The 26287-nt window shown below is 67.1% G+C and carries 26 protein-coding genes; 14 read left to right on the top strand and 12 right to left on the bottom strand.

Annotated elements, in window-relative coordinates:
• The first annotated feature begins 131 nt into the window (after positions 1-131).
• Genes ACZLHH_RS23430 through ACZLHH_RS23455 form a run of 6 tightly spaced genes read left to right on the top strand, consistent with a single transcriptional unit; the run spans position 132 to position 4228 of the window.
• Positions 132-920 carry an ABC transporter ATP-binding protein gene (locus tag ACZLHH_RS23430; RefSeq protein ID WP_180844733.1) on the top strand — a complete coding sequence of 263 codons (789 nt, stop codon included), beginning with the start codon at positions 132-134 and terminating at the stop codon, positions 918-920.
• Complete coding sequence (locus ACZLHH_RS23435) at positions 920-1669, top strand: MlaE family lipid ABC transporter permease subunit (RefSeq protein ID WP_005414955.1); 750 nt, start codon at positions 920-922, stop codon at positions 1667-1669. Before ACZLHH_RS23430 ends, ACZLHH_RS23435 begins: the two co-directional genes overlap by 1 nt.
• 59 nt (positions 1670-1728) lie before the next feature.
• Positions 1729-2253 (top strand): outer membrane lipid asymmetry maintenance protein MlaD, encoded by a 525-nt coding sequence (gene mlaD / locus ACZLHH_RS23440; protein WP_180844734.1) that lies wholly within the window; start codon positions 1729-1731, stop codon positions 2251-2253.
• A complete protein-coding gene (locus ACZLHH_RS23445) occupies positions 2250-2912 on the top strand; it encodes an MlaC/ttg2D family ABC transporter substrate-binding protein (RefSeq protein ID WP_010487479.1) in 663 nt (220 codons plus the stop codon). The genes mlaD and ACZLHH_RS23445 overlap by 4 nt, the downstream gene beginning before the upstream one ends.
• On the top strand, positions 2902-3213 hold the full coding sequence (locus ACZLHH_RS23450; RefSeq protein ID WP_032128488.1) for an STAS domain-containing protein: 312 nt from the start codon (positions 2902-2904) through the stop codon (positions 3211-3213). Before ACZLHH_RS23445 ends, ACZLHH_RS23450 begins: the two co-directional genes overlap by 11 nt.
• A gap of 1 nt (position 3214) precedes the next feature.
• Positions 3215-4228 carry an MlaA family lipoprotein gene (locus ACZLHH_RS23455; RefSeq protein WP_049420935.1) on the top strand — a complete coding sequence of 338 codons (1014 nt, stop codon included), beginning with the start codon at positions 3215-3217 and terminating at the stop codon, positions 4226-4228.
• 84 nt (positions 4229-4312) lie between these two features.
• On the opposite strand, the gene ACZLHH_RS23460 is transcribed toward ACZLHH_RS23455, so the two are convergent.
• The 3 genes from ACZLHH_RS23460 to ACZLHH_RS23470 all read right to left on the bottom strand — a co-directional run bounded on the left by ACZLHH_RS23460 (position 4313) and on the right by ACZLHH_RS23470 (position 7001).
• A complete protein-coding gene (locus ACZLHH_RS23460) occupies positions 4313-4858 on the bottom strand; it encodes a glutathione peroxidase (RefSeq protein ID WP_010487473.1) in 546 nt (181 codons plus the stop codon).
• Positions 4859-4995: 137 nt separating this feature from the next.
• On the bottom strand, positions 4996-5394 hold the full coding sequence (locus tag ACZLHH_RS23465) for a hypothetical protein (RefSeq protein ID WP_049462906.1): 399 nt from the start codon (positions 5392-5394) through the stop codon (positions 4996-4998).
• A 71-nt stretch (positions 5395-5465) separates the two neighbouring features.
• The gene (locus ACZLHH_RS23470; RefSeq protein WP_049400349.1) at positions 5466-7001 is read right to left on the bottom strand and encodes a DNA recombination protein RmuC; all 1536 of its coding nucleotides are present in this window, start codon (positions 6999-7001) and stop codon (positions 5466-5468) included.
• 45 nt (positions 7002-7046) lie between these two features.
• Here ACZLHH_RS23470 and ACZLHH_RS23475 point away from each other — a divergent pair, with 45 nt between their 5' ends.
• The gene (locus tag ACZLHH_RS23475; protein ID WP_049462905.1) at positions 7047-7652 is read left to right on the top strand and encodes a glutathione S-transferase family protein; all 606 of its coding nucleotides are present in this window, start codon (positions 7047-7049) and stop codon (positions 7650-7652) included.
• 121 nt (positions 7653-7773) lie between these two features.
• On the opposite strand, the gene ACZLHH_RS23480 is transcribed toward ACZLHH_RS23475, so the two are convergent.
• The gene (locus ACZLHH_RS23480) at positions 7774-8781 is read right to left on the bottom strand and encodes a zinc-binding alcohol dehydrogenase family protein (protein WP_049420932.1); all 1008 of its coding nucleotides are present in this window, start codon (positions 8779-8781) and stop codon (positions 7774-7776) included.
• Between the two features lie 91 nt (positions 8782-8872).
• Between ACZLHH_RS23480 and ACZLHH_RS23485 the strand changes: the two genes are divergently transcribed.
• The 5 genes from ACZLHH_RS23485 to ACZLHH_RS23505 all read left to right on the top strand — a co-directional run bounded on the left by ACZLHH_RS23485 (position 8873) and on the right by ACZLHH_RS23505 (position 13213).
• A complete protein-coding gene (locus ACZLHH_RS23485) occupies positions 8873-9844 on the top strand; it encodes a LysR family transcriptional regulator (RefSeq protein ID WP_132811082.1) in 972 nt (323 codons plus the stop codon).
• A 14-nt stretch (positions 9845-9858) separates the two neighbouring features.
• Complete coding sequence (leuE, locus tag ACZLHH_RS23490) at positions 9859-10488, top strand: leucine efflux protein LeuE (protein ID WP_049420930.1); 630 nt, start codon at positions 9859-9861, stop codon at positions 10486-10488.
• Entirely contained in the window at positions 10485-10913 is a 429-nt protein-coding gene (locus tag ACZLHH_RS23495) for a hypothetical protein (RefSeq protein ID WP_049420929.1), read from the top strand. Before leuE ends, ACZLHH_RS23495 begins: the two co-directional genes overlap by 4 nt.
• 5 nt (positions 10914-10918) lie before the next feature.
• Entirely contained in the window at positions 10919-11608 is a 690-nt protein-coding gene (locus ACZLHH_RS23500) for a suppressor of fused domain protein (RefSeq protein ID WP_219634980.1), read from the top strand.
• A 177-nt stretch (positions 11609-11785) separates the two neighbouring features.
• Entirely contained in the window at positions 11786-13213 is a 1428-nt protein-coding gene (locus tag ACZLHH_RS23505) for an amino acid permease (protein WP_032128498.1), read from the top strand.
• A 93-nt stretch (positions 13214-13306) separates the two neighbouring features.
• On the opposite strand, the gene ACZLHH_RS23510 is transcribed toward ACZLHH_RS23505, so the two are convergent.
• Positions 13307-14548: a dipeptidase gene (locus tag ACZLHH_RS23510; protein ID WP_180844735.1), complete on the bottom strand. Its 1242-nt coding sequence runs from the start codon at positions 14546-14548 to the stop codon at positions 13307-13309.
• Between the two features lie 124 nt (positions 14549-14672).
• Positions 14673-15842, bottom strand: a complete 1170-nt coding sequence (locus tag ACZLHH_RS23515; protein WP_049400342.1) for a class I SAM-dependent rRNA methyltransferase — start codon at positions 15840-15842, stop codon at positions 14673-14675.
• Positions 15843-16207: 365 nt separating this feature from the next.
• Here ACZLHH_RS23515 and ACZLHH_RS23520 point away from each other — a divergent pair, with 365 nt between their 5' ends.
• Both ACZLHH_RS23520 and ACZLHH_RS23525 read left to right on the top strand, forming a co-directional pair.
• Entirely contained in the window at positions 16208-17170 is a 963-nt protein-coding gene (locus tag ACZLHH_RS23520; RefSeq protein WP_005411722.1) for a TerC family protein, read from the top strand.
• A 93-nt stretch (positions 17171-17263) separates the two neighbouring features.
• Positions 17264-18034 (top strand): rhomboid family intramembrane serine protease, encoded by a 771-nt coding sequence (locus ACZLHH_RS23525; protein ID WP_049420925.1) that lies wholly within the window; start codon positions 17264-17266, stop codon positions 18032-18034.
• A 154-nt stretch (positions 18035-18188) separates the two neighbouring features.
• Here ACZLHH_RS23525 and ACZLHH_RS23530 read toward each other — a convergent pair whose 3' ends face one another.
• The 6 genes from ACZLHH_RS23530 to rpmH form a co-directional block, all read right to left on the bottom strand.
• A complete protein-coding gene (locus ACZLHH_RS23530) occupies positions 18189-19304 on the bottom strand; it encodes a glycerophosphodiester phosphodiesterase (RefSeq protein WP_049420924.1) in 1116 nt (371 codons plus the stop codon).
• Between the two features lie 199 nt (positions 19305-19503).
• The gene (mnmE, locus tag ACZLHH_RS23535) at positions 19504-20853 is read right to left on the bottom strand and encodes a tRNA uridine-5-carboxymethylaminomethyl(34) synthesis GTPase MnmE (protein ID WP_165711156.1); all 1350 of its coding nucleotides are present in this window, start codon (positions 20851-20853) and stop codon (positions 19504-19506) included.
• Positions 20854-20856: 3 nt separating this feature from the next.
• Positions 20857-23529: a polysaccharide deacetylase family protein gene (locus tag ACZLHH_RS23540; protein WP_180844736.1), complete on the bottom strand. Its 2673-nt coding sequence runs from the start codon at positions 23527-23529 to the stop codon at positions 20857-20859.
• Positions 23530-23679: 150 nt separating this feature from the next.
• A complete protein-coding gene (gene yidC, locus ACZLHH_RS23545) occupies positions 23680-25392 on the bottom strand; it encodes a membrane protein insertase YidC (RefSeq protein WP_180844737.1) in 1713 nt (570 codons plus the stop codon).
• A complete protein-coding gene (gene rnpA / locus ACZLHH_RS23550) occupies positions 25392-25886 on the bottom strand; it encodes a ribonuclease P protein component (RefSeq protein WP_021203275.1) in 495 nt (164 codons plus the stop codon). Before rnpA ends, yidC begins: the two co-directional genes overlap by 1 nt.
• Before the next feature lie 5 nt (positions 25887-25891).
• Positions 25892-26032, bottom strand: a complete 141-nt coding sequence (rpmH, locus tag ACZLHH_RS23555; RefSeq protein WP_005411729.1) for a 50S ribosomal protein L34 — start codon at positions 26030-26032, stop codon at positions 25892-25894.
• Positions 26033-26287: the final 255 nt, after the last annotated feature.

A 26287-nucleotide genomic window follows, 5' to 3' on the forward strand; every position in this document is an offset into this window, starting at 1 on the left:
GTTCCGGGACGCCGGCCGATTGTCCCGGCCTCCGCCGAGGCTTGTCGTGCAACAATACTGCACCGTCCAGTCTGCTTATGTTCAGCCGACGGGCCCGATCCTTCGATGTCTAAAAAACGTTAACGGTGCCCATGTCGGCTTCCACCTCCAGTCTGGTGCAGTTATCCAACGTCCGCATCGACCGGAGCGGACGCACGATCCTGCGCGACGTGTCGCTGCAGGTGCCCAAGGGCAGCATCACCGCCGTTCTGGGTCCGTCCGGCAGCGGCAAGTCGACCCTGCTGGCGGCGCTGACCGGCGAACTGCACCCGGTCGCTGGCGAGGTCACCCTGTTCGGCAAGCCGATTCCGCATGACAGCGGCGCGCTGCTGGAAATGCGCAAGAGCGTGGGCGTGCTGCTGCAGGGCAACGGCCTGCTGACCGACCTGACCGTGGCGGAAAACGTGGCGCTGCCGCTGCGTACGCACACCCGCCTGCCGACCGCCGTGCTGCGCCGGCTGGTGCAGATGAAGCTGCATTCGGTGGGCCTGCTGGCCGCCGCCGATGCCTGGCCGCGTGAGCTGTCCGGCGGCATGGCGCGCCGCGTGGCGCTGGCCCGCGCGCTGGCACTGGACCCACCACTGATGATCTACGACGAGCCGCTGACCGGGCTGGACCCGATCGCCTCTGGGGTGATCATGAGCCTGATCCAGCGCCTCAACCACAGCCTGGGCCTGACCAGCATCATCGTCAGCCACCACGTGCACGAGACCCTGCCGATCTGCGACCAGGTGATCGCGATCGCCAATGGCGGCATCGTGTTCCAGGGCACGCCCGAGGCACTGCAGTCCAGCCAGGACCCGCTGCTGCGGCAGTTCCTGCACGGCCAGCCCGATGGCCCCATCCCGTTCGATGCCGCGCCGCGCGCGAGGGTCGCCTGATGCCGTTCGTTCAAGCCACCCGCTCGCTGGGTCGTGCCGGCCTGTTCTCGCTGACCGTGCTGCGCGGTTCGCTGCCGACCCGTGATTTCCTGGCCGAGTTGACCCGCGAGATCTACAAGATCGGTGCGCGCTCGCTGCCGATCATCGCCGTCGGCGGTGCCTTCGTCGGCCTGGTGTTGACCCTGCAGGGCTACCGCACGCTGACCACCTTCGGTGCGGCCGACGCACTGTCGACCCTGCTCGGGCTGTCGCTGTACCGCGAACTGGCACCGGTGCTGACCGCGCTGCTGTTCATTGGCCGCGCTGGCAGCTCGATCGCCGCCGAGCTAGGCCTGATGCGTGCCACCGACCAGATCAAGGCGCTGGAGCTGATGGCGATCGACCCGGTGGCCAAGGCGGTGGCGCCGCGCTTCTGGGCGGCGGTGCTGACCGTGCCGCTGCTGACCGGCATCTTCTGTTCGCTTGCAATCAGTGCCAGCTACTTCGAAGCGGTGCACGTGCTGGGCCTGGACAATGGCGTGTTCTGGTCGGCGCTGCGCAACAGCGTGGACTTCTGGGACGACTTCGGCGTGGCAATGCTGAAGTCGGCGATCTTCGGCGGCACCGCCGCGCTGGTTGCCGCCTACGTTGGTTTCCATGCCGAGCCCACCATTGAAGGCACGTCGGTGGCGACCACCCGTGCGGTGGTCAACGCCTCGCTGCTGGTACTGATGTTCAACTTCGTGCTGTCGGCAATGTTGTTCACCTAACCCCTCCACCGGCGGTGCGCAGGCGCGCGCGGCCACAACGACTCGATCAGGTAATCCACATGGCCATCCGCGGTCCCAGACTCGAATTTTCCGTCGGCGCCTTCCTGCTGCTGGCCCTGGCCTCGCTGATGGTGCTGGCCGTGGCCTCGACCAACCAGCGCTGGAGCTGGGGCAGCGAAGGCTACGACCTGAAGGCACGCTTCTCCCAGGTCGGCCAGCTGCGCAAGCAGGCGCCGGTGAAGATCGGCGGCGTCACTGTCGGCCAGGTCGCCGCGATCGACCTGGACCCGGTGAAGTTCGAGTCCATCGTCACCCTGCGCATGGACAACAAGGTCAAGGACCTGCCGGCGGATACCTCGGCCGGCATCTTCACCAGTGGTTTGCTCGGCGAGAGCTATATCGGTCTGCAGCCGGGCGGTGATCCGGACGTGCTGAAGGCCGGCGACGAGATCGTCTTCACCCAGCCGGCGGTGGACCTGATCCAGCTGGTCGGCAAGTACATGTTCAGTGGCGGCGCCGGTGGCGGCGCTGCTCAGAAGCCCAACGATGGCGCGCAGGCGCCTGCAACGGAACCGCAACCATGAAGATGAAACTGATCCCGGCCCTGCTCGCCTCGGCGCTGCTGGCGGCCACCCCGTTCCTGGCCCAGGCCCAGGCCGCTGCGCCGGCCGCTGCCGCAACGCAGAGCCAGGCCGGCAAGGTGGTGATCGATGCCAGCAGCCGCATCCTGTCCACGCTGCAGCAGCGCAAGAGCGAGTTCACCAGCAACCCGGCCAGCCTGCGCAGCTACATCGACAGCGAGCTGACCCGCACCTTCGACCGCGACTACGCCGCGCGCCTGGTGCTAGGCCCGCACGCCCGCGGCGCCTCCGACGCCGACATCAAGCTGTTCGCCGATGCCATGGCCGACAGCCTGATGCAGCGCTACGGCTCCACCCTGCTCAACATCCAGGGCAAGCCGAGCTTCCGCCTGAAGGGTGAAAGCCCGCTGCCGGGCAATCGTGGCGTGCGCGTGAGCACCGAACTGGTGCGCGCCGGCAACGAACCGACCCCGGTCGAGTACTGGATGCGCAACGTGAACGGCCAGTGGAAGATCTTCGACGTCAACATCGAAGGCATTTCCTACGTGCAGACCTTCCGCAACCAGTTCGACACCCCGCTGCGCCAGAAGGGCATCAAGCAGGTGGCCAACGAACTGCACAGCGGCAGCATGCAGGCCGGGCCCGCGGGCAATGGCAAGTAACGCACTGGCGCTGCTGGAAGGCGACACCCTGCGCCTGCGCGGGGTGCTCGACCGTGCCGCGGTGATCGCACTGTGGCCGCAGCTGCAGGCCCTGCCTGCAAAGCTGTCACGGCTGGAGCTGGGTGAGGTCGAACGCGTGGACAGCGCCGGCCTGGCGCTGCTGGCCGAGCTGGCCGCACGTGCGCGCAAGAGCGGTCACCCGCTGGCAGTCTCCGGCGCGCCGGCCGGCTACAACGAGCTGAGCGCAGCCTACCGGCTGTCGCCCGACCTGGATTTCAACGCTACTTCTGCTGCGAGCTGACATGAACGTCGTACGCACTTTCCCCCTGATCGTCCTGGCCACCGCCCTGACCGCCTGCGCCGGCAAGCCCGCACGCAGCGATGCGCCCGCAGCCAGCACCGTGGTCCCGGCCAGCACCATCGCCGAGGCCTCTGCCGCCACCGCCGATACCGCTACGGTCGATGCCGCACCGGCAACAGCCGTGGTTGCCGCACCTGCGCCGGCCACGCCGCCATCCGCACCGGCCCGCAGCGCCGACACCGATGCGGCCAGGGCCGCGGCGGCGACCGCCCCCGGTGGTGACGACGACTTCGATGCCCTCTACGGCGGTGCCGGCAACACTGGCAGCGCGGCAGCCTACGATCCGTGGGAACCGTTCAACCGCAAGGTGCACACGTTCAACAACGCGGTTGACCGTGGCATCGCCCGCCCGCTGGCCACGGCCTACACCCACGTGGTGCCGCGCTTCGCCCGCACCGGCGTCAGCAACTTCTTCAGCAACCTGCGCGCACCGGTGACGATCACCAACCAGCTGCTGCAGGGCCGCGGTGCAGATGCGTGGGACAGCCTCGGCCGCTTCCTGATGAACAGCACGCTGGGTATCGGCGGCCTGTTCGATCCGGCCAGCAAGGCGATGGTGCCGCGCCGCAATGAGGACTTCGGGCAGACCCTGGGTGCCTGGGGCTGGCGTCGTTCGCGTTACGTGGAACTGCCGTTCTTCGGCCCTCGCACCGTGCGCGATGTGTTCGGCCTGGCCGGTGACATTCCGCTGTCGCCGATCCGCCGCATCGAAGAGGACAAGATCCGCATCGGCCTGCAGGGCATGCAGCTGGTCGATACCCGCGCGCAGCTGCTGGCCATCGACGACCTGCGTGACACCGCCGTGGACGAGTACTCGCTGGTACGCGATGCGTGGATGCAGCGCCGCAACTACCAGATCGAGAACGATCTGCGCAGCAAGCGCGACCGTGGCCACGACGATGCCAATTCGCCGATCCCGGTCGATGCGATGCCGATGCCGCAGTGGACGCACTGAGTCCGGTCTGCAGCGCATGAAAAACCCCGCCTCGGCGGGGTTTTTCTTTTCCGGTAGGTGCCAACCTTGGTTGGCACGCTTTCCTCAGGCTGCCAGCGCTGCCTCGATGGCCTCGCGCAGGCGCGCGTCATCGGCAGCCACGTCCGGGGCGAAACGCGCGATGACCTTGCCGTCGCGGCCAACCAGGAACTTCTCGAAGTTCCACAGCACCGCCGGTGCTGCGTGGATCGGGATCTCCTTGCTGGCCAGGCGCTCACGCAGCGGGCCTTCGCCGATCGACTGCGGCTGGGCGGCGGTCAGCTGCTGGTACAGCGGATGGGTATCGTCACCGGCCACGCTGATCTTGGAGAACATCGGGAAGCTGACGTCGTAGGTGAGCTGGCAGAACTGCTGGATCTCCGCCTCGCTGCCCGGCTCCTGGCCGAGGAAGTTGTTGGCGGGGAAGCCCAGTACTTCCAGACCCTGCGCGTGCTTTTCCGCATACAGCGCCTGCAGGCCTTCGTACTGCGGTGTCAGGCCGCACTTGGAGGCGACGTTGACCAGCAGCAGTACCTTGCCCTGGTAGTCGGCAAGCGAGGACGGCTGGCCGTCGATGGTGGTGAGGGAAATGTCCTGGATCGGGGTGCTCACGCGGGGGCTCCGGCAACAGCGGGGAATGGCCCACCAGCATAGCGCCGTGCGATGGCGGTAGTGCCGGCCGCTGGCCGGCAATCGTGCGACCGTTCGCAAGGGTTCATGCGGTTGCCGGCCAGTGGCCGGCACTACGATCAGTCCACGCAGATCGTGCCCTGCGCCTTGCCGTCATCAATGCGCTGGCGGCAGCCGAAGTTCTGGCGCACATCGCGCTGGCAGGTACCGGTAGCGGCGCTGCCAGCGCCCACCTCGGGACCGGCCAGGCACTGGCCCGTGCAGTCGCTTTTGCGGCTGCAGGCCTTGCCGGCATCGGCATAGGGAATCACGCACTGCTCGCGTTGCAGCCGGCCCAGCCGTTGCAGGCTGCCGCCGGCGGCCTGGCAGTCGACGTCGCGCGCTTCGCGATACGCCTCGGCCGCTTCAGGGCTGGTGGCTGCGGCAGGTGCCGCGGTCGTATCGGCAGCCGGTGGTGCGCTGCTGCAGGCGGCAAGCAGCGCGGTCAGGACAAGGCTGGTGAAGCGGCGCAGGCGCATGACGATACCTGATCGAGGCGGACAGGCCGCCAGCATACGCATCGGCGATGCAGGCGGCGTGTCAGCGTGGCTCAGGCCTCGTCGCCGTCACTGCCTTCCTCTGCTGGCAGCGCGTCCGGCAGCAACTGGCGGCTCTGCTCAACCGGCAGCGACTCGACATCCCTCAGCTTGCGGGCGATCGCGCGGGTGCGCACCCCGGTCTGGTCGATCTGCTTGCTGGCCTGGTCCAGCTTGGCCTTCACGTTGTCCAGTACATCACCGAACTTGCCGAACTCGGTCTTCACCGCACCCAGCAGGCTCCACACCTCGCTGGACCGCTTCTCGATGGCCAGCGTGCGGAAGCCCATCTGCAGGCTGTTGAGCAGTGCGGTGATCGTGGTCGGCCCGGCGACCACCACGCGGTGGTCGCGCTGCAGCAGATCGACCAGGCCGGGGCGCCGGATCACCTCGGCATACAGGCCTTCGGTAGGCAGGAACATCACCGCGAAGTCGGTGGTGTGCGGCGGCACGATGTACTTCTCGCAGATCGACTTGGCCTGCACCTTCACCGCACGCTCCAGCTGCGCACCCTGCACGCGTACCAGTTCGGCATCACCCTGCTCCTGTGCGTCCAGCAGGCGCTCGTAGTCTTCGCGTGGGAACTTGGAGTCGATCGGCAGCCACACCGGCGTGTCATCGCTGCTGCGACCCGGCAGGCGCACGGCGATGTCGACCATTTCGCCACTATCCGGGCGTACCTTCACCCCGCGCGCGTACTGCTCCTGGATCAGGGTCTGCTCGAGGATGTTCTCCAGCTGTACTTCACCCCAGCTGCCGCGCGTCTTGACGTTGGTCAGCACGCGCTTGAGGTCACCCACGCCGGTGGCCAGCTGCTGCATCTCGCCGAGGCCGCGCTGCACCTGCTCCAGGCGCTCCGAGACCAGTTTGAAGGACTGGCCAAGGCGTGTTTCCAGGGTGGACTGCAACTTCTCATCCACCGTCACGCGCATCTGTTCCAGCTTCTGCGCATTGTCGCTCTGCAGCGCGCGCAGCTGCTCTTCCAGCGTCGTGCGCATCTCGGCGATGCGCTGCTCGTTGCGCTGGGTCAGTTCCTGCAGGCGCAGGCCAAGGCTTTCAGTCAGGCGCTGCTGCGACTGCGCGCCCTCCTCGCGGCCCTTGCGTGCATCGTCCACCAGGGTCTGCCGCAGCGCGCCGAGCTGGGTATCGGTACGCCCGGTGAGCTCCTGCAGCTGCTGGCCAAACGCATGGATGCGGGCTTCCTGCTGCTGGCCGAAGGTCTCCAGCTGGCCGCGCAGCTCCTGCAGCCGCTGTCCCATCAACGCCGCGCCGCGCTGCTGGCTCTCGGCCGCTTCGGCGCGCGCCTTGCGGGCATCTTCGCCCAGCGCTTCGCGCAGCAGGTCGAGGCGCTGGTCGGTGCGGGTGGACAGATCGGTCAGCGCGCGGGCGAAGCCATCGAGCTGTTCGCGCAGCTCGCTGCGCCCGGCCCGCGCCTCCTCGCGCACCGCCTGTTCCAGGCGGTCATGCGGCGGGCGGCGCAGCAGGGCGACCAGCTGCAGGATGAGCACGGCCAATAGAAGGCCGCCAATGAGCAGATATTCGGTTTGCATGGGGCAAGTGTAGGCTGGCCGAGTCTCAACTGCTGCGTCAGGACCATGGTCGTCCTCTACGGAAAGCCCACCTCCATCAATGTGCGTAAAGTGCTGTGGCTGTGCGCGGGGCTGGATCTGCCCCTGCACCACGAACCGGCCCCCTCGCCGGACCTGCTGGCCACGCTGAACCCCAACCGGCAGGTGCCGGTGCTGCGTGATGGCGACTTCGTGCTGTGGGAATCCAACAGCATCTGCCGCTACCTGGCCGCACGCGCCGGTCGCGAGGATCTGCTGCCACATGCAGCAAAGGACCGGGCCCGGGTGGAGCAGTGGATGGACTGGCAGGCCAGCGACCTCAACAGCGCATGGCGCCATGTGTTCATGGCACGCGTGCGCCAGCATCCGGACTATCCGGATGACGCCCGTGCCGAGGCCAGCCTGGCGCAGTGGAACCGGCTGATGGGCGTCCTTGATGCACAGCTCGCCACTACCGACGGCTACGTGGCGGGCAACACCTTCACTCTGGCCGACATCGTGCTCGGGCTGTCGACCCAACGCTGGCGCAGCACGCCGGGCAGCAAGCCGGTACTGGCACATGTGGATGCCTGGTTCGAACGCCTACGCCAGCAGCCCGGTTTCGCCGAGTACGTCGACAACGGTGTGGCCTGAGCAGTGGCTTCTGCAGCTGTTGGCAGGTGTCGACCTTGGTCGACACGGCTGATCCACGCCATGCGTGGATGAAGCGCTGTAGAGCCGGGCGCAGGCTCGGCTCCACAGGAAAAACCGGGCCTTACCAGCCTTCCAGCACGATCTTGCCCTTGGCGCGGTGGCTCTCCAGCAGCGCGTGGGCACGCCGCAGGTTGGCCGCGTCGATGCGCCCGAAATGCTCGCCCAGGGTGGTCTGCAGCACGCCTGTGTCGATCAGCTCGGCCACCCGGTTCAACAGGTCATGCTGGCGCTGCATGTCGGCGGTCTTGTAGAGCGGCCGGGTAAACATCGACTCCCAGTGCAGTGACAACGCCTTGCGCTTGAGCGCCATCACGTCGACCTGGCCGGGATCATCGATCAGCCCCAGCTGGCCCTGCGGCGCCAGCAGTTCCACGATCTGCGCGTAGTGCTGGTCGGAGTGGGTCAGGCTGGCCACGTGCTGCACCTCGCTGATGCCGAGCCGCGCCAGGCCCTCGGCCAGCGGCAGGCTGTGGTCGATCACATGGTGTGCACCCATTGCGTACGCCCAGTCCTGGGTATCCGGACGCGAGGCGGTGCCGATCACCGTCAGTTTCGTCAGCTTCCGCGCCAGCTGCACCAGGATTGAACCAACGCCACCGGCAGCGCCGATCACCAGCAGGGTCTGGCCTTCGCCACCGCCCTCGGGGATGCGCAGGCGGTCGAACAGCAGTTCCCAGGCGGTGATCGCGGTCAGTGGCAGCGCGGCGGCGGCGGCATCGTCGAGGCTGGCCGGCTTGCGGCCGACGCTGCGTTCGTCCACCAGCTGGTACTCGGCGTTGCTGCCCGGGCGATCGATGACGCCGGCGTAGTAGACCGCATCGCCGGGCTGGAACAGGGTCACCTCGCTGCCCACCGCGTCGACGATGCCGACCGCATCCCAGCCCAGCACGCGCGGGCCATCGGTGGCCACGCCGCGACGGACCTTGGTGTCGACCGGGTTCACCGCCACCGCGCGCACCGCCACGCGCAGGTCACGCGGGCCGGGCTGCGGCAGCTCCAGTTCGATGTCGATCAGGGCCTGGGCATCATCGATCGGCAGGCCGGCTTGGGTGTAGGCAATGGCGCGCATGGCAGCGGTCCAGTGGGGAAGGAGGCGACAGGTTGCGCCGCACGCGCTCCCGCTGAAAGGCGCAGAATCGGGCAGCACTTTCACTCTGGCAATGAAGATGATCCGCTTCGACGATCTGCAGCTGTTCGTCCGCACTGCCGCACTGGGCAGCTTCTCGCAGGCGGCGCGCGAGGCCGACCTGCTGCCCGGGCAGGTCGCCGCGGCGGTGGCGCGGCTGGAACGCGAGCTGGACCTGCGCCTGTTCGTGCGCACCACCCGCAGCCTGCGCCTCACCGGCGAGGGTGCGCTGTACCTGCCGTATGCGCAGGAGGTACTGGCCACCCTGCGCGAGGGACAGGCCCGCGTGCAGGGCGAGGACACCGAGCTGCACGGCACCCTGCAGCTGTCGGCGCCCTCGGACCTCGGCCGCAACCTGCTGCTGCCCTGGCTGAGCGCCTTCCGCGCTGCGCACCCGCGGCTGCGCCTGCACCTGCGCCTGTCCGACGAGGTGGCCGATGTATTCCGCGACCCGGTCGACGTGGCCATCCGCATCGGCCACTTCGACGACGCCAACTACGTCGCCCTGCCGCTGCTGGAAGGCAATCGACGCGTGCTGGCCGCCTCGCCCGGCTACCTGCAGCGGCGTGGCACGCCCACCCGCCTGGAGGATCTGCGCGAGCACGACTGCCTGGTCTATCAACTCAACGGCCGCGCCTACGATCGCTGGTCATTCGAGGTCGACGGGCGTCGCAGCGTGATTCCGGTGCGCGGTCCGCTGGTCTGCGACGACGCCGATGTAGTGCGACGCTGGGCCGTGGCCGGCGAAGGCATCACCTACAAGTCCTGGCTGGACCTGCGCGAGGACGTGCTGGCAGGGCGCCTGCAGCTGCTGCTCGACGGTGTTGGCAGCAGCATTCCGTTGCAGCTGGTATGCCCGCACCGCAAGCAGTTCTCGCCCGCGGTACGGCAACTGCACGCGCAGCTGCGCCAGCACCTGCAACCGCTGCTGTCTGGCATGCCCGATGGACTTCTCCGCCCCCTGTCGCCCACCCCGGTGCTGGCCGACAATGGCGGCCCCCCGTAAGAGAGAACACCGCCATGCCGTGGATGGGCATCCAGGACCTGTGGACGTTTCTGGTCGCTGTGCTGGTGTTTCTCGCCCTGCCCGGCCCCGGCACCTTCACGCTGCTGACCGCCACAGGCCGTGGCGGCGTGCGTGGTGGCTATACCGCGCTGGCCGGCCTGCTGGTCGGCGATCAGATCCTGATGTGGCTGGCGTTGGCGGGCGTGGCGGCGCTGCTCAAGGCCAACCCGCTGGTGTTCCACGCGGTGCAGTACCTCGGTGCGGCCTACCTGGTGTGGGTGGGCATCAGCCTGCTGCGCACACCGAAGCACGAGAGCGGCGACGCCGGTCCGATCCGCATGCAGCCGGGCCGCTACTTCCAGCAGGCGATCCTGGTCAGCCTGCTCAATCCGAAGGCGATCCTGTTCTACATGGCCTTCCTGCCGTTGTTCATCGATCCGAAGGCACACCAGGGCATCGCCACCTTCGCTGCGCTGGCGGGCATCATCTTGGTGGTCAGCATCGCCTACTGCTCGATGTTGATCGGCGTGGGCAACCTGGCCCGCCGCCGCCTGATCCAGCACCCGCGCATCAGCGATGCGCTGCGCCGCGTGGCCGGCCTGTTCCTGGTGGGGTTCGGCATCCGGTTGGGGCTGAACGGATGAAACCCTGGCCGACGGCGATGGGCGCCCTGCTGCTTCTGGCCAACACGACCGCCCCGGCGGCCACCGCACAGGATCATCGCTGCCTGAGCGGCGGCCGCAATGACGGCATCCATCTCGAATGGCGTTGGCTGGATGACGGCCAGGCCGACGTTCGCTATGCCGGGCAGCGCGAACGCCTGCTGCTGCGCCGGGTTTCAATGGAGACCACGGTGCTGGCCGAAGACCGCCCCTACCAGTTCGACAGCGTCTGGGAAGAGCGCATCAACGGGCGCCTCAACGGCCGCTACCTGCTGAGCACGCAGGGCGCGCTGGTGCTGGACCTGAGCTACGAGCGTAGCCGCGACGGACGTCGCACCACCTTCCACGATGACGTCGAGGCCTGGCAGGAAGACGGCTGCCGCTGGCCCGGCAAGGTGGCCGAGTGAGCACCATGGACGACGACACCCTGCTGGAGCGCAGCTGGGAATATCGGGAGGAGACGCTGTACCGGCGGTTGTTCGGCGATACCGGGCCGGGGATCTATCCGATCGACATGGATCTGCTGCGCAACGTCTTCAAGCAGGACCAGATCGACCCGCGCTGGCTGCATGTCGGCGTCAATGCCTGCCCTCCGCACGGTGATCGAACGCACTGGATCTATGTCAGCTCCGGCCTGTCCAACCCCTGGGAAGGGCGGCACGAAGATGGCGATTCGGGGTTGGGCATCGAACTGATGCTTGAGACGCAGGAAGAAGCGACCTGGGCACTGACCACCTTGCGCTGGTTCACCGCGTACCACCTGCTGCTGTGCCACTCACGCATGCCCGGCAATCCGTTGGCGCCATGGGACCGGCTGAAGCTGGGGGGGCCGGTGGATCACGCAGGGAGCATGCTGCAGGCGGCCGTCTTCGTTCCGTCACTGCATTTTCCTGGACCCCAGCAACTGCCATCGGGACGATTCGACTTCCTGCAGCTGCTGCCATTGACCCTGGACGAGCATGCGTTCGGCCGCGCCCAGGGCTTCGAAGTGCTGGTGGCCCAGTTGAGAACCCAAGGTGCGGCGCCAGTGGTTGATCCGCAGCGGGTCAGCATCGATCTGGCCCCTGCTCTCACGCTTCAAGCGCCTCCCGGCTCGCCTTGAGGGATCGAATCATTTCGAATCCTGCCGGCATTTGTGCCGATTCCGGCAGAATGCTCGGGGTACAGCCGCGCCGGTGACGCATCTGACCCTCGCATGACCCCCGTCAGTGGTAATGCTGCGCTGCGTTCGGTCACACTCGGGAACTTGTCGTTCTTAGTCACCCCTTCCGAGGCCTGCATGTCCCTGTTCCGGCGCAAGTCCCTAGATTCCGTCACCGTCCACGAAGCCGGCAGGCGCCTGATCCCGACGCTCAGCTGGCCGCACCTGATCGCGCTGGGTATTGGCGCCATCGTCGGTACCGGCATCTACACGCTGATCGGCGTCGGTGCCAACCTGGCCGGCCCGGCCGTGCTGATCTCCTTCGCCATCGCCGGTGCGGTCTGCGCCTGCGCGGCACTGTCCTACGCCGAGCTGTCGACGATGATGCCGGCCGCCGGCAGTGCCTACACCTACAGCTACAGCGCGCTGGGCGAGGTGTTCGCCTGGGTGGTGGGCTGGAGCCTGATCCTGGAGTACTCACTGGTGGTGAGTACGGTGGCGGTGGGCTGGTCCGGCTACTTCGTCGGCTTCCTCGAATGGGTCCACACCCAGTTCGGCTGGAACGTGCACCTGCCAGCGTGGCTCGCAGCCGGCCCGCACGTGGAAGGCGGCATGATCAACCTGCCGGCGATCGTCATCACCTGGCTGGTGGCCGGCATGCTGATGGCCGGCACCAAGGAAAGCGCCACCCTCAATGCCATCCTGGTGGTGTTCAAGCTGATCGCGCTGGCCATCTTCGTGGCCGTGGCCCTGCCCGCCTTCGACAGCGCCAACCTGCAGCCGTTCATGCCGTATGGCTTCGCCAAGTCGATGGGCCCTGATGGCGTCGAACACGGCGTAATGGCGGCGGCAGCGATCATCTTCTTCGCCTTCTACGGCTTCGATGCGATCTCCACCGCCGCCGAGGAAACCAAGAACCCCGGCCGCGACCTGTCGATCGGCATCATCGGTTCGATGATCGGCTGCACCATCGTCTACGTGCTGGTGGCGCTGGCCGCGGTCGGTGCGATGAGCTACGCGGTGTTCGGCCACAGCGCTGAGCCGCTGGCCCTGATCATGCGTCAGCTGGGCCATCCGACCGCGGCGATGGTGATCGGCGTGATCGCGATCATCGCGCTGCCGACGGTGCTGCTGGCCTTCCTGTACGGCCAGAGCCGCATCTTCTTCGTGATGAGCCGCGATGGCCTGCTGCCGCGTGGCCTGTCCAAGGTCAACGCACGTACCGGCACGCCGGTGGCGACCACGCTGTTCACCGCGGTGGTGGTGTCGGCGCTGGCCGGCGTGGCCCGCCTGGACGAGATCGCCGCCCTGGCCAATGCCGGCACCCTGGCCGCGTTCACCGCCGTGGGCATCTGCCTGGTGGTGCTGCGCCTGCGCGAGCCGAACCGCGAACGTACCTTCCGTACCCCGCTGGCCTTCGTGGTTGGTCCGCTGGCCGCGCTGGGCTGCATCTATCTGTTCCTCAGCCTGCCGCACAGCACCCAGCTGTACTTCCTGCTGTGGAACCTGGCCGGCCTGGTGCTGTACTTCCTGTACAGCCGCCGCCACGCGCTGATCGCGAAATAACCGGATTCACCGGTAGTGCCGGCCGCTGGCAGGCACCTCGCATCCTGTTGATACGGGCAATGCCGGCCAGCGGCCGGCACTACCGCCGGGCGGTCAACCGCCCTGCTTTGCAGCGTAGTCCTGCGCCTGGCGCATCACGCGCAGCAGGTTGCCGCCCCAGATGCCGGCAATCTGCTTCTCGGTATAGCCCTTGCGCAGCAGCCACGCGGTGATCTTCGGCAGCTGGCTGACATCGGGCAGGTCGCTCAGGCCACCGCCGCCATCCCAGTCCAGGCCGATGCCCACGTGCTCGGGGCCGACCACCTTGAGGATGTGCTCGAAGTGGGCGAAGAAGTCGTCGAGGCTGGCATGGCGCACCGGGTGCTCGTGGTCCAGCGCCTGCTCGGCCTTCAGCAGGGCAACGCCCTGTTCGATGCCCATGCCTTCCCAGCCACCCAGCTGCTTGCTCAGCGCTTCCTCGGCCTGCTTGCGCTCGGGCGTCTTTGCGGTGTCGATCAGGTAGCCACCATAGGCGTTCACCTGGATCACACCGCCGGCCTTGGCCAGCTTACGCAGGCGCGCGTCATCCAGATTGCGCGGATGGTCGTAGACCGCCTTGGCCGAGCTGTGCGAGAGCACGAACGGCACCGGCATCATCGCCAGCAGGTCGTCGAACACCGCGTCGGACGCATGCGACTGGTCGATCACGATGCCCAGCTTCACTGCCTGCCGCACCAGATCCTTGCCGGCCGGGCTCAGGCCTTTCCACTCCGCACCCTTGGGATCGGTGGCCGAATCGGCGAACTCGTTGTTGGCGAAGTGCACGGTGCTGAGCAGGCGCAGGCCGGCGCGGTGGTAGAACGACAGCAGGCTCGGGTCTTCCACCAGCGGGCTGGCGTTTTCCATGCTGATGTAGACCACGCGCTTGCCGGCGGCCTTGATCCGCGCCGCGTCATCGGCGGTCAATGCCAGCGCGAAGCGCTCGGGGTTGGCCGCCAGCATTTCGCGGATCTCCAGCAGCCGCTGCAGGCCATGGTCACGCTCGGCGAGGTGCGCGGCGGGGCTGCGGTCGCCCTGATCGGTGTAGATCGCCCAGAAACCGCCGTCCAGCGCACCTTCGACCATGCGCGGGTAGTCGACCTGCGAAAGCGCGTTGCGGTCGTGACGCTGCTCGATGTCGAAGCCGCTGCGACCGAAGTTGGCCGGCGTATCCAGATGGCTGTCGAGGGTGACCAGGCGCTGTTGCAGCGCTTTGGCACGGGCCAGCTCCTGCGCGCTGAACTCGATGGCGTGGGCGGACAGTGGCGCGCACAGCGCCAGGGCAAGCACGACGGACAGGTGGCTCAACGATGGCATGGGCTCTCACCGGCAATGGGAAGAGCCCGACCATAGCGCTGCGGACCGCGGATTTGTAGAGTCGAACTGTGCTCGACTGATCAGGCACCGCGAGTCGAGCATCGCTCGACTCTACATCTGGAAATCAGTCCACCACGCGGCAGAACACGGCCTTGAGGTAACGCGATTCCTGCACGTGGGCCATGAACGGATGATCCGGGCCGGCGCCGGCCACCTTCAGGATCTGGATCGTGCGGCCGGAGAAATAGGCCGCGCGGCGCAGCATGTCGAGGAACTGGTCCTCGGCCACCAGGCCGGTGCAGGAGAACGTGGCGAACAGGCCGCCCGGCTTCACCACGCCCAGCGCCAGCTTGTTCATGTCCAGGTACTTCTTCAGCGCAGTGATGACCTGGTCGCGGTCGCGGGTCATCTTCGCAGGGTCCAGGATCACCACGTCGTACTGCTCACCGCGGTTGGCGGCGTCGCGCAGCCACGGGAAGATGTCGGACTGGACGAACTTCGGGCGCACGTTGTTCAGGCGCGAATTGCCCTTGGCGATCTGGATGACGTCTTCATCGATGTCGATGCCGACCACTTCAGTGGCACCACGCGCCGCCGCGTACACGGCGAAACCGCCGGTGTTGCAGCACAGGTCGAGCACGCTCTTGCCTTCCACCTGCTGGCTCAGCCACTCGCGGTTCTCGCGCTGGTCGGCAAAGAAGCCGGTCTTGTGCGCACCGGCCGGGTCAGCGCGGAACTTGATGCCGTACTCGGTGATCACCGCCGCTTCGGTGGTGGTGTTGCCGTGGAAGTCGAAGCTTTCCTGCTTCTGCACGTGCTCGTCGGCGAAGCTGTGGAAGCGGCAGCCCGGGAACTGCTCGCGCAGGGCGTCGTAGATCCACTCGCGGTGGCGGAACATGCCGGCGGCGAAGAACTCGACCACCACCAGGTCGCCGTAGCGATCCACCACCAGGCCGGACAGGCCGTCGCCTTCGCTGTGCACCACGCGCCAGGCGTCGGAGACCGCGTCGAGCTTCAGCACCTCACGGCGCAGCGACACCGCCTGGGCGATCTTGCGCGAGAACCAGCCGGCATCGACCGGCACGTTCTGGTCGGTTTCAAGGATGCGCACGGCAATGCGCGAGTGCCCGTTGTAGAACCCGCGGCCGATGAACTCCCCGTCCACGCCGACCACGTCGACGATGGAACCGGGCTTGGGCCGGACGGTCGGCTTCTCGACCAGTTTCTGGAAGATCCACGGGTGGCTGGAACGCCACGCGTTCTTGAGGCGGACAATCGGAAGGGGGGTATTCATCCACCTATTGTAGCCGGGGGGCGCTTTCGTAGAGTCGAGCTGGCGCGACGGGCGTTGCTGAACGGCCCGGGCAAGGCGTGCCAACCAAGGTTGGCACCTACCAGAGCGGGGGCCCCGGCCGCCCGACATTTGACGGCAGCCCGGCCAGGCCGCAGAATCGGCGCCAGAAGGGGAGTAGCTCCCAGACGTTGTCGCCGTCATTTCGAGCCCGCAGGCTCCGGTGCAACGGCAGTTCCAGCCGACTGGAACTGCGAGCGAGACCTTCGCCGTACTGGCGAAGCTCTGTCCCTGGATCCCCCTCCCGATCCTCCGTTGCAGATCCTCGCCGTCCGGCCTGGCATTCATCTTTCCAACGGACATTCCCAATGCAGACGATCGGTAACGTGTGGTTGTGGGGCGGCTTCGCAGCGGTGGTGGTCATCGCCCTGCTGGTCGACCTCGTGTTGATGCGCCATGGTGGGCCGCACAAGGTCACCTTCAAGGAGGCCCTGTGGTGGTCCATCGGCTGGGTTGCGCTGGCCCTGCTGTTCAATGCGGGCCTCTGGTACTACCTGAATGAGACCGCCGGCCAGGTGGTGGCCAACAAGGTCGGCCTCGAGTTCCTGACCGGCTACCTGGTCGAGAAGGCGCTGGCGGTCGACAACATCTTTGTGTTCCTGATGATCATGAGCTACTTCGCGGTGCCGGAGGAGCAGCGCCAGAAGGTGCTGATCATCGGCATCCTGGGTGCGATCGTGCTGCGTACGATCATGATCTTCGCCGGCAGCGTGCTGATCAGCCAGTTCCATTGGCTGCTCTACGTGTTCGGCGCCTTCCTGCTGTTCACCGGCTGGAAGATGTGGTTCGCCGCCGGCCAGGAGCCGGACCTGGAAACCAATCCCGCCCTGCGCTGGATGCGCAAGCACCTGCGCCTGCTGCCGGACTATGCCGGCAACGCACTGAGCGTGAAGCGCGACGGCGTGCGCTGGTTCACCCCGCTGTTCGCGGTGCTGATCCTGATCGCGGTCACCGACGTGATCTTCGCCGTGGACAGCATCCCGGCGATCTTCGCGATCACCACCGACCCGTTCATCGTGCTCACCTCCAACGTGTTCGCGGTGCTGGGCCTGCGCGCGATGTTCTTCCTGCTGGCCGGCATGGCCGACCGCTTCCACCTGCTGCCGTATGGCCTGGCGCTGGTGCTGGGCTTCATCGGCATCAAGATGATGATCATCGACCTGTTCAAGATCCCGACCCCGGTGTCGCTGGGCGTGGTCGCGGTGATCATCGCCGCCACCGTGGTACTGAGCCTGAAGTACCCGCCGAAGGAAGGCTCCGGCCACGCCTGATCATGGCCGGCCGGCGGGATTGTCCCGCCGGCCGCACCCACTCTCCCGTTGCGGTGGCCTTGGTTTCGCGCCAGTCACCGCCATTGCTGAGGTATGGACAACAACGCGCCCCTGCCCGCCGGCGACGTACCGGCCCCCCGCAATGACCGCTCGCGCATCCTGCGGGCGTTCAATGTCAGCCTGGCCGCCGTGCTGGTGCTGGTGGCCGTGTTCGCCCTGCAGGGCACCTTCGACTGGCGGCCCTGGGCGGTCGCGCCGCTGGAAGCCAAGGGCCTGCTTGGCCTGATCGGCGGCCCGATGCTGCATGCCTCGGTCGAGCACATCGCCGCCAACAGCATCGCGATCCTGATCCTGGGCACGCTGGCCGGCAGCGTCTACCCGAAAGCCACCGTGCGCGCCCTGCCCCTGCTGTGGCTGGGCTCGGGCATCGGTGCGTGGATGCTGGGCAATCCGGGCAGCGTGCACCTGGGCGCCAGCGGCGTGACCCACGGCCTGATGTTCCTGCTGGCCAGCCTGGGCCTGCTGCGCCGCGACCGCGCGGCCATCGCCACCGGCCTGATCGGCATGCTGTTCTACGGCGGCATGCTGATGACCATCCTGCCGCACGCCGATGGTGTGTCCTGGCAGTCGCACATGGGCGGCGCCTTCGCCGGCATCATTGCTGCGCTGCTGTTCCGGAACGCCGACCCGCTGCCGCCGCGCCCGCGCTACAGTTGGGAAGACGAAGAAGAAGACGTCGAACCTTTACCCGACGACGAGCTGGAACCGCCGTCACCGCAGCGCGTGCCGGTGCTGTGGCAGCCGCGCGAAGGCCAGGACTACGTGGTGATTCCGTTCCGCCGGCCGGACGAGCCGCGCGGCTGAGCGATGGTAGTGCCGGCCGCTGGCCGGCAACCTCATGAACCGATAGTGGCCGACCTTGGTCGGCGCTCCTGCTGCATGCCAACCAAGGTTGGCAACTACCAGAGCATTCCGTCACATCCGGTAGCGCCGGGCCATGCCCGGCGGCATTGGCCGGTCAGTTCGCCGCATTCCCCGCCGCGCCCATGCCATCCACCGCCTGCCGGCCCAGTGCCGGGTCATCGGTGAAGAAGGCATCGATGCCGGTAGCCAGATAGGCACGCATCTCGGCAATCGAACCCTCGGCATTGCGCGCGTTGTCGGCGCCCTTGCGCAGGTTGCTGGCCTGGAAGTGGTTCTCCGGACGGAAGGTGTACGGAATCACCATCAGGCCCACTGCATGTGCGTCCTGTACCAGCGTGGTCGGAGTGCTCAGCGCGCCCTTGGCGTCCAGCGGAATGATCGAGCGCAGTTCCGGGCCGATGCTGTCGGCGTAGCTGGCGATGTCCTTCAGTCCTGCCGGCGTCATCATCTGCGCGTAGGTCAGCGTGCCACCGGCCTTGGCGATGTCGGCCGGCTGGGTGTCGCCCTTCCACAGCAGTTGCAGCAGGCGGATGTTGCTGCCGCGCGGGATCTTGCCGCGCAGGTAGCGCAGGTTGGCGGTCTCGAACGACTGGATGGTGACCGGGCCGACGTTGGTATAGGCATTGCCACGCAGCGCGGTCAGGAGCTTGTCTTCCATCGGCAGGCCGATCGACTGGAAGTAGGTCGGGTGCTTGATCTCCGGCACCAGGCCGATGCCACGGTTGGCACGCCCGGCCTGCTGGACAAGGAATGCGAGGATCTCGTCCAGGCTGGCGATGCGGAACTGGCCATCGTAGGCGGTGCTGCGCAGTTCCGGCAGGCGCTCACGCGCGTACAGCGTCTTCAGCTCGGCCAGGGTGAAGTCTTCGGTGAACCAGCCATCGACCTTCTGCCCGTCGATGACCTTGCTGGTGCGGCGGCTGGCGAATTCCGGATGCGAGGCGACATCGGTGGTGCCACTGATCTCGTTCTCGTGGCGGGCCACCATCACCCCGTCCCTGGTCATCACCAGGTCCGGTTCGATGTAGTCGGCGCCATCGGCGATGGCCTGCGCATAGGCCGCCAGGGTGTGCTCGGGCAGCAGTGCGCTTGCCCCGCGGTGGCCATAGACCGACACCTTGTGCGCGGCCGGGGTGGAGGATTCAGCACTCATGGCCACCGATGGTGCCACGGCCAGCGACAACAGCAACGCACAACCCCACGACTTCACTGCGACTTCCCCAAGCGGTATGTGATGGGCGTCAGTATGCGGCGGCAATGTGACAGGTGGGGGACCTGGGGTCGGATCCCCGCAGGGGCTCCGACCCATGTATCTGGTAGTCGCCGACCTTGGTCGGCGCTCTGCCAGCGGGCGTCGATGACCCGGACGCCCTGTGCCAACCAAGGTTGGCACCTACCAGAGCTCCGCCTTACTTGCCGATGCAGAAGCTGGAGAAGATCCTGCCCAGCAGGTCATCGGCACTCATCTGCCCGGTGATCTCGCCCAGCGCGTCATGCGCCAGCCGCAGTTCCTCGGCGGCCAGCTCCAGGTGCTCGTGCGCCAGCTCGCCGTCGGCGCGCTGCGCGTGCTCCTGCGCACGCTCGATTGCATCCACATGCCGCGTGCGCGCGGAAAACTCGCCATCCACCTGCTCCCCTGCCCCGGCCGAAGCAATCGAACGCAGACGCGCATGCAGATCGTCGAGCCCGGCGCCGGTGGCGGCCGAAACGAACACGCGGTCCGGATCGTCCAGCGACGGCAACGCCTCCAGCAGGTCCGACTTGTTGTGGATGTAGACCTTGTGCGGCACCGCCGCCACGGCCTCGCCCAGCGCCGCTTCGCCGGCCGCCGGATCGCGCGCATCCAGCACGATCAGCGCCAGGTCGGTGCGCTCGATTTCCGCGTGGGCGCGGCGCATGCCTTCGCGTTCGATGGCGTCACCGCCGTCGCGCAGGCCGGCGGTGTCGACCAGGGTCAGCTCCAGGCCGTCCAGGCGGATGGTCTCGCGCAGAGTGTCGCGGGTGGTACCGGCGATGTCGGTGACGATGGCGCGTTCGCTGCCGGCCAGCGCGTTGAGCAGTGAACTCTTGCCGGCGTTCGGCGGACCGATCAGCACCGCGTGCAGGCCATCGCGCAGGCGGCGGCCGCGCTCGGCATCCCGCCGCAGCAGGGCCAGATCGCTGCGCGCCTGTTCCAGCCCACGCCGCACCTGCGCGCCACCGAGCGTATCCAGCGGTTCGTCGGCAAAATCGATGGCCGCTTCCACGTGGATGCGCAGCAGCACCAGCTGCTCGACCACGGCGTCGATGCGGCGCGAGAACACGCCATCCAGCGAGCGACGTGCCGCGCGCGCGGCGCGGTTGTCGCCCGCGGCGATCAGGTCGGCGATGGCCTCGGCCTGGGCCAGGTCGAGCTTGCCGTTGAGGAATGCCCGTTCACTGAACTCACCCGGCCGCGCCTGGCGCGCGCCGAGCGCGATGCAGCGCGCGACCAGCTGCTGCAGCAGCACCGGGCTGCCGTGGCCCTGCAGTTCCACCACTTCCTCGCCGGTGAAGCTGTTCGGTGCCGGGAACCACAGCACGATGCCATCGTCGATGACCTCGCCTTCGGCATCACGCAGGCGCGCGTAGTGCGCGTGGCGCGGACGCAGTGCAGGTGCACCCAGTGCATTGGCGATGGCCGCAGCACGCGGGCCGGACAGGCGCAGCAGGCCGACACCGCCGGCGCCAGGGGCACTGGCGATGGCGACGATGGTGTCGGTGCGGATCGCGTCGTTCATGGCTCAGAGCTTCTCCAGCTGTGCGCGCGCCTGTGCCGCGCCACTGCCCTGCGGCTGCAAGGCCAGGTAGGTGGTGTAGGCCTGCTTGGCCTTGGCCTTGTCGCCGGCGTTGAAGTAGGCGTCGCCCAGATTGAGATAGGCCACGGCGCGCGAGGGGTCGATCTTCAGTGTGTTCTCCAGCCAGCGCGCCGCTTCGGCATAGCGCTGCTGGCGGTAGTAGACGAAGCCGAGGTTGTTGGCGGCCTGGGCGAAGTCCGGACGCAGCTTCAGTGCCTCGGTGAACTGCGCCACCGCCTCGTCGTACTGCTTCTCGCGGTACAGCTGCAGGCCGCGGTCATTGGCCTGCTGCGCACGCTGGCGATCCGACGCCGGGCCCGCAGTCGGCACCACCAGCTTGGCCTTGCCGCCCTGCAGGTCGGCCACCGTCACCGGCGCCTGGCTGCCCTTGGCTTCGCTGGCGGCTTCAACCTTGTTGTTCAGTGCGATCGCATCGGCGGTCAACTGGCGCGTATCGGCATTGAGGAACTCCTGGCTGTCCGGCACCTGGAACACGAACTCGCCGCCCTGCGAACCGGGCAGGCTGCCGAAGGCCGGGGTCTGGTGTGAAACGGCTGAGACCGCCGGCGCCACGTAGGCGGCCAGTTCGGTACCGGTGATCAGCCCATCGCCGTTGAGGTCGCCCTTGCCGGCCCATGCCTGCAGCAGCACCCAGGTGAACACCGAGTGGCCGTTCGGACCGGCGTCGGCCACCTGCTGGTCGGCACCGCCGGCGGTCAGCATCTGCCGCGCGCTGCGCCGCGCGTTCTCGCGCAGGAACGACGACGACGATGGACCGCCACGGGTCAGGCCCAGGCCGCTGTAGCAGGCATCCATCACGAACATCACGTGCTTGGCCTGCATGCTCTCGGCGATGTTCTGGATGTCGGTCATCGCGATGGCGTCGGTAGCGAATTCCTTCGGGTCCGAATCGACTGGGATGATGTAGCCGAGGTCGCGCCCGGAGGCGAGCTGGCGGGTCGCGCCATGGCCGGCGAAGAACACGAACACGCGATCGTTCTTGCCAGTGCGGTCATCGGCCAGGCGGTCGTGGAAGGCAGCCAGGATGTTGTTGCGCGTGGCCTGCTCGTTCTTCAGCACGATCACCTGCGAGGACGGGAAGCCGAACTGCCCGGTCAGGGTATCGGCCACCGCCTGCGCATCGTGGCTGGCGTACTCCAGCTTCGGCCACTTGGCGTAGTTGTCGATGCCGACCACGATCGCCCAGGACTTCTCGTAGCCGGTGGTGACGGTGGCGGCACCGGTATCGCCCTTGCGCGCACGGGCGACCGTGAAGTCGCGGCCGTTCCAGCCAGCGAACTGGTAGCCATCGGCGATCAGCCGGTCGAGGATCTGCGGCAGCGCCTTCACCGCACGATCGTGAATGTCGTGGAACAGGATGATGCCGCGCTGTTCCTTGTTCACCTGGTCGAGCACGCGCTGGACGATCGATTCCGGCACAGGGTCGGCCCAGTCCATCGAGTCGATGTTCCACATGATCGACTTCAGCCCGGCTTCGTTGAGCAGCTGCAGGCCTTCGGCGTTGCGTGCGCCATAGGGGAAGCGGAACAGCGGCGCGCGCTTGCTGTCGACATCCTTCAGCAGCGTGTCGGTGTCCAGCACCTGCTGGCGCAGCGCGTCACCGGTGGTGCGCGACAGCTGGGCGTGGGTCAGGCTGTGATTGCCGACCGCATAGCCCTCTTCCATCAGGTTGCGGCTGATCTTCGCCATCGGGCCGAGGCTGACCTTGCCGTCGGCCTCGACCTTGCCCAGGTTGCGGCCCACTTCGAAGAACACGCCTGGCACGTCGTAGCGCTTGAGGATGGCCACCACTTCATCGGTGTAGGCCTTGTGCGGGCCATCGTCGAAGGTGAGCACAACGGTCTTGGCCGGCAGGTCGCGGCCGAAGATCTCGCGGTCGCTGTCCTTCATGGACATCGGGTACGGCTCGATCACCCCGTAGTCGCGCAGGATCGCTTCGCGGCTGTAGTCCCTGTGCAGGTGCGCGATGTAATCGTCCCACTTCTCGCGCTTCAGCTCGATGGCGCGGGTGCGCTCGAAGCGGCTGAAGATGCGGGTCAGTTCCTGGTTGTAGTTGCGTTCGATCTCGTCGAGCGCCTCCAGGTCCTCGCCGATGCGCTGGTGCAGCTTCACCGCCGGCAGCGACGAATCGGTACCGACGCGCTCATGCAGATCACGCAGCACTTCGCGGAAGGCCAGGCGGTCGGCATCGAACAGTTCCGGCGCGGACTCGATGTAGTCCAGCACGGTACCCAGGGTGGCGAAGCGCTGCGGACTGGAACCGCGCAGCAGGGTGTCGAACTGCGCGGCGATGGCCGTACGTTGTTCCAGGCCATCATGGAACAGCTGCTGGCCCACACGCGTGGAGGTGCCGCGGTCGGCGGCCGACTGCTGTTCTTCGTCGGCCAGCAGCACGATGATCCGACGGTAACCGTCGAGCTGCTTCTGCAGCGCAGCCAGCAACGGCGCGGCGGCCGGGTCGGCGGCAGCCGCGGCCTGCGCGCTGGGCTGGGTCACGCCGGTTACCGGTGCCTTCGCGTCCTTGTCGCCACAGCCGGCAACGACCAGGGTCAACAACAGCGAGGGCAGGAACAGGCGGAACGACGACGCACGCGGCATGGCGGACTCGATGGATGGAGGAACGGTGTGCCGGCGATTCTAACGCCGCATGCGAAAAGCCCGCCTTGCGGCGGGCTTCTGCGGGTCGGTCGGGGCTCAATGGCAGTCGACCAAGGTCGACTCTACAAAGCCGGCGACCTGCCGGTTGGATTACTTCTTTTTGACCGGGGCCGGCGCGGTGGTGGCCGGGACCGGCTCGCCGCCATGGCGCTTGGTCATCCACCACTGCTGCAGCAGGCCCAAGCCGCCGTTGACCACCCAGTACAGAACCAGGCCGGACGGCATGAAGGCCATCATGACGCCGAACACCAGCGGCATGAACTGCATCATCTTCTGCTGCATCGGGTCCATGCCCGGTGCCGGGGTCAGCTTCTGCGTGAACCACATCACCGCCACGTTGATCACCGGCAGGATGAAGTACGGGTCGCGTGCGGTCAGGTCCTGGATCCAGCCGAACCAGGGCGCCTGGCGCAGTTCGACCGATTCCACCAGCACCCAGTACAGGGCGAAGAAGATCGGCATCTGGATGAGGATCGGCAGGCAGCCGCCCATCGGATTGATCTTTTCCTTCTTGTACAGCTCCATCATCGCGGTCTGGAACTTCTGGCGGTCATCGCCATAGCGTTCCTTCAGCTGCGCGATGCGCGGCTGGAAACGACGCATCTTGGCGCCGCTCTTGTACTGGGTCGCCGACAGCGGGTACAGCACCAGCTTCAGCAGCACCACCAGGCCGACGATCGCCCAGCCCCAGTTGCCGACCAGCTTGTGCACCTGGTTCAGCACCCAGAACAGGCCCTGGCCGATCACCGCCATCATCGAAAAGCGGCTGTAGTCGACCACGCGGTCCAGGCCCGGCACGTCTTCCTTGGCGATCAGGTTGACCAGCTTCGGGCCGACCCACAGGCGGGCTTCGGTGCTGGTGGACTGGCCCGGGGCCACAGTGAAGGCCGGACCACGCGCTTCGATCAGGTCACGACCGGCCACCTGCGACAGCACGTAGTGTGCGGTCTGGTCCTTCTGCGGGATCCAGGCGGTGAAGAAGTGGTGCTGCAGCATCGCCAGCCAGCCGCCGGTGATGTTCTGGTTCAGCGTGCCGTCTTCCAGGTAGTCCTTGAACGCACGACGCTGGTACTTCTTGTCGTTGTCGTACCAGGTGGCACCGTTGAAGCTGAAGGAATCCGGGTTGGTCATGCTCCGCGACAGGATGGTCGGGGTGCGGTCCAGGGTGCGGTAGACGTAGCCGTTCCACGGCGCGGCGCCGGCGTTGCTGACTTCATCCTTGAAGCGCACGGCATACTCGTTGCGCGAGACGGTCAGCGTGCGCTTGATGGTCACGCCGTTGTCGGCGGTCCACACGAACGGGATCTGCAGCTCGTTCTGGCCCTTGGCCAGCACGAAGTCCTTGGTGTCACCGACCAGCTTGAAGCCGTCAGCGCCGGGAACCGGGGTGTTCTTGTCTTCGCTGGCCCAGCCACTGATCGCGCTGTACGGGTGCGCGGGGTCTTCAGTCAGCAGGCGGACCGGCGGGCTGCCTTCGTCCTTGGTCTGCGGGAACTGCAGCAGCTCGGCATCGAGCACGCGGCCGCCGTCGAGCACCAGGCGCAGCACGTCGGTGGTGACGGTCACGCGCTGGCTGGCCGGGGTGGCGCTGGCCTGGGCCTGCACGGCCTGGCCCGGGGCACCCGGCACCTGGGCGCTGGGGATGGCGCCCGGGGTCGCGCCCGGAACACTCTGTGCGGCAGCCGGAGCCGACGTGGTCGTCGGTGCCGGGGTCGGAGCAGCCTTTTCACGGCTCCATTCCATCCACAGCAGCACGGCCACCATCAGCCAGGCAAAAATGAGGAATACGCGGGTCTGGTTCATCAGCGGACAGGCTCGGCGGGGCCGGGACGCGATGCCGGCTCGGTCAAAGAAGGAGTTGCGATGCCATCAGGCGGCGGCATTGTGCCGTCCACGCCCGGCGTGGGCAATGCACGCAGGCGACGCAGCAGGCGCAGGAAGGCCTGGCGGATCTCGTCGTTGCTGGCGGAACGCGCAGCACTTCGAGCCACGACGACAAAGTCGCCTGGCTGGATGTCGGTACGTGTCTGACGCAGGATGTCGCGCAGGACGCGCTTGATCCGGTTACGCCCGACGGCGTTCGGATCAACCTTGCGGGAAACCGCCAGACCCAGCCTGGCCGGCCGGTCAGCCGGCAGCCAGTGCAGGGTCATCAGCGGATCGGACACACGGCGGGCGCCGTTGAAGACCGTTGAGTATTCGGCACGCGTGCGAACCCGCGCAGAGCGAGGGAATCGCTTGCGCGGGTCTGCAGTATTCACTGTCGAAGGGATTGCGTCTGCCGCGATGTGCGGCATGGCAATCAGGCGCTCAGGACTTTGCGGCCCTTGGCGCGGCGACGCGACAGGATCTTGCGGCCGTCAGCGGTCTTCATACGGGCACGGAAGCCGTGGTCGCGCTTACGCTTGAGGTTGCTGGGCTGGTAGGTGCGCTTCGTGGCCATTGGGGGCCTCTCGTATGAATGGGACGGAAAGAACCGGAAATTCTAGAGAGGTACCCCGCCCCAAGTCAACCCCTGGCAGCTACGCGAATTCACTGGGCTGTGCAATAGCTGTGGATGTTTTTGTGAATAAGTAGGGGACAAGCATTCCGAAGGCGGGCGCTCGGTGGTAGTCTGAGCCATCCATTTCCCCCCTTTCCGGCCTGTGTTTGGGCGCCTTGTCGCGTCCATGCCCCGGCCACCGGACGATTATTGCTG

The sequence above is a fragment of the Stenotrophomonas sp. 28608_Sma genome (assembly GCF_056486185.1).

What these genes read in the sequence shown, in the direction of transcription:
- ACZLHH_RS23430 (WP_180844733.1), top strand. Translation starts at nt 132, where the DNA reads ATGTCGGCTTCCACCTCCAGTCTGGTGCAGTTATCCAACGTCCGCATC.
- ACZLHH_RS23435 (WP_005414955.1), top strand. Translation starts at nt 920, where the DNA reads ATGCCGTTCGTTCAAGCCACCCGCTCGCTGGGTCGTGCCGGCCTGTTC.
- mlaD (WP_180844734.1), top strand. Translation starts at nt 1,729, where the DNA reads ATGGCCATCCGCGGTCCCAGACTCGAATTTTCCGTCGGCGCCTTCCTG.
- ACZLHH_RS23445 (WP_010487479.1), top strand. Translation starts at nt 2,250, where the DNA reads ATGAAGATGAAACTGATCCCGGCCCTGCTCGCCTCGGCGCTGCTGGCG.
- ACZLHH_RS23450 (WP_032128488.1), top strand. Translation starts at nt 2,902, where the DNA reads ATGGCAAGTAACGCACTGGCGCTGCTGGAAGGCGACACCCTGCGCCTG.
- ACZLHH_RS23455 (WP_049420935.1), top strand. Translation starts at nt 3,215, where the DNA reads ATGAACGTCGTACGCACTTTCCCCCTGATCGTCCTGGCCACCGCCCTG.
- ACZLHH_RS23465 (WP_049462906.1), bottom strand. Translation starts at nt 5,394, where the DNA reads ATGCGCCTGCGCCGCTTCACCAGCCTTGTCCTGACCGCGCTGCTTGCC.
- ACZLHH_RS23470 (WP_049400349.1), bottom strand. Translation starts at nt 7,001, where the DNA reads ATGCAAACCGAATATCTGCTCATTGGCGGCCTTCTATTGGCCGTGCTC.
- ACZLHH_RS23475 (WP_049462905.1), top strand. Translation starts at nt 7,047, where the DNA reads ATGGTCGTCCTCTACGGAAAGCCCACCTCCATCAATGTGCGTAAAGTG.
- ACZLHH_RS23480 (WP_049420932.1), bottom strand. Translation starts at nt 8,781, where the DNA reads ATGCGCGCCATTGCCTACACCCAAGCCGGCCTGCCGATCGATGATGCC.
- ACZLHH_RS23485 (WP_132811082.1), top strand. Translation starts at nt 8,873, where the DNA reads ATGAAGATGATCCGCTTCGACGATCTGCAGCTGTTCGTCCGCACTGCC.
- leuE (WP_049420930.1), top strand. Translation starts at nt 9,859, where the DNA reads ATGCCGTGGATGGGCATCCAGGACCTGTGGACGTTTCTGGTCGCTGTG.
- ACZLHH_RS23495 (WP_049420929.1), top strand. Translation starts at nt 10,485, where the DNA reads ATGAAACCCTGGCCGACGGCGATGGGCGCCCTGCTGCTTCTGGCCAAC.
- ACZLHH_RS23500 (WP_219634980.1), top strand. Translation starts at nt 10,919, where the DNA reads ATGGACGACGACACCCTGCTGGAGCGCAGCTGGGAATATCGGGAGGAG.
- ACZLHH_RS23505 (WP_032128498.1), top strand. Translation starts at nt 11,786, where the DNA reads ATGTCCCTGTTCCGGCGCAAGTCCCTAGATTCCGTCACCGTCCACGAA.
- ACZLHH_RS23510 (WP_180844735.1), bottom strand. Translation starts at nt 14,548, where the DNA reads ATGCCATCGTTGAGCCACCTGTCCGTCGTGCTTGCCCTGGCGCTGTGC.
- ACZLHH_RS23515 (WP_049400342.1), bottom strand. Translation starts at nt 15,842, where the DNA reads ATGAATACCCCCCTTCCGATTGTCCGCCTCAAGAACGCGTGGCGTTCC.
- ACZLHH_RS23520 (WP_005411722.1), top strand. Translation starts at nt 16,208, where the DNA reads ATGCAGACGATCGGTAACGTGTGGTTGTGGGGCGGCTTCGCAGCGGTG.
- ACZLHH_RS23525 (WP_049420925.1), top strand. Translation starts at nt 17,264, where the DNA reads ATGGACAACAACGCGCCCCTGCCCGCCGGCGACGTACCGGCCCCCCGC.
- mnmE (WP_165711156.1), bottom strand. Translation starts at nt 20,853, where the DNA reads ATGAACGACGCGATCCGCACCGACACCATCGTCGCCATCGCCAGTGCC.
- ACZLHH_RS23540 (WP_180844736.1), bottom strand. Translation starts at nt 23,529, where the DNA reads ATGCCGCGTGCGTCGTCGTTCCGCCTGTTCCTGCCCTCGCTGTTGTTG.
- yidC (WP_180844737.1), bottom strand. Translation starts at nt 25,392, where the DNA reads ATGAACCAGACCCGCGTATTCCTCATTTTTGCCTGGCTGATGGTGGCC.
- rnpA (WP_021203275.1), bottom strand. Translation starts at nt 25,886, where the DNA reads ATGCCGCACATCGCGGCAGACGCAATCCCTTCGACAGTGAATACTGCA.
- rpmH (WP_005411729.1), bottom strand. Translation starts at nt 26,032, where the DNA reads ATGGCCACGAAGCGCACCTACCAGCCCAGCAACCTCAAGCGTAAGCGC.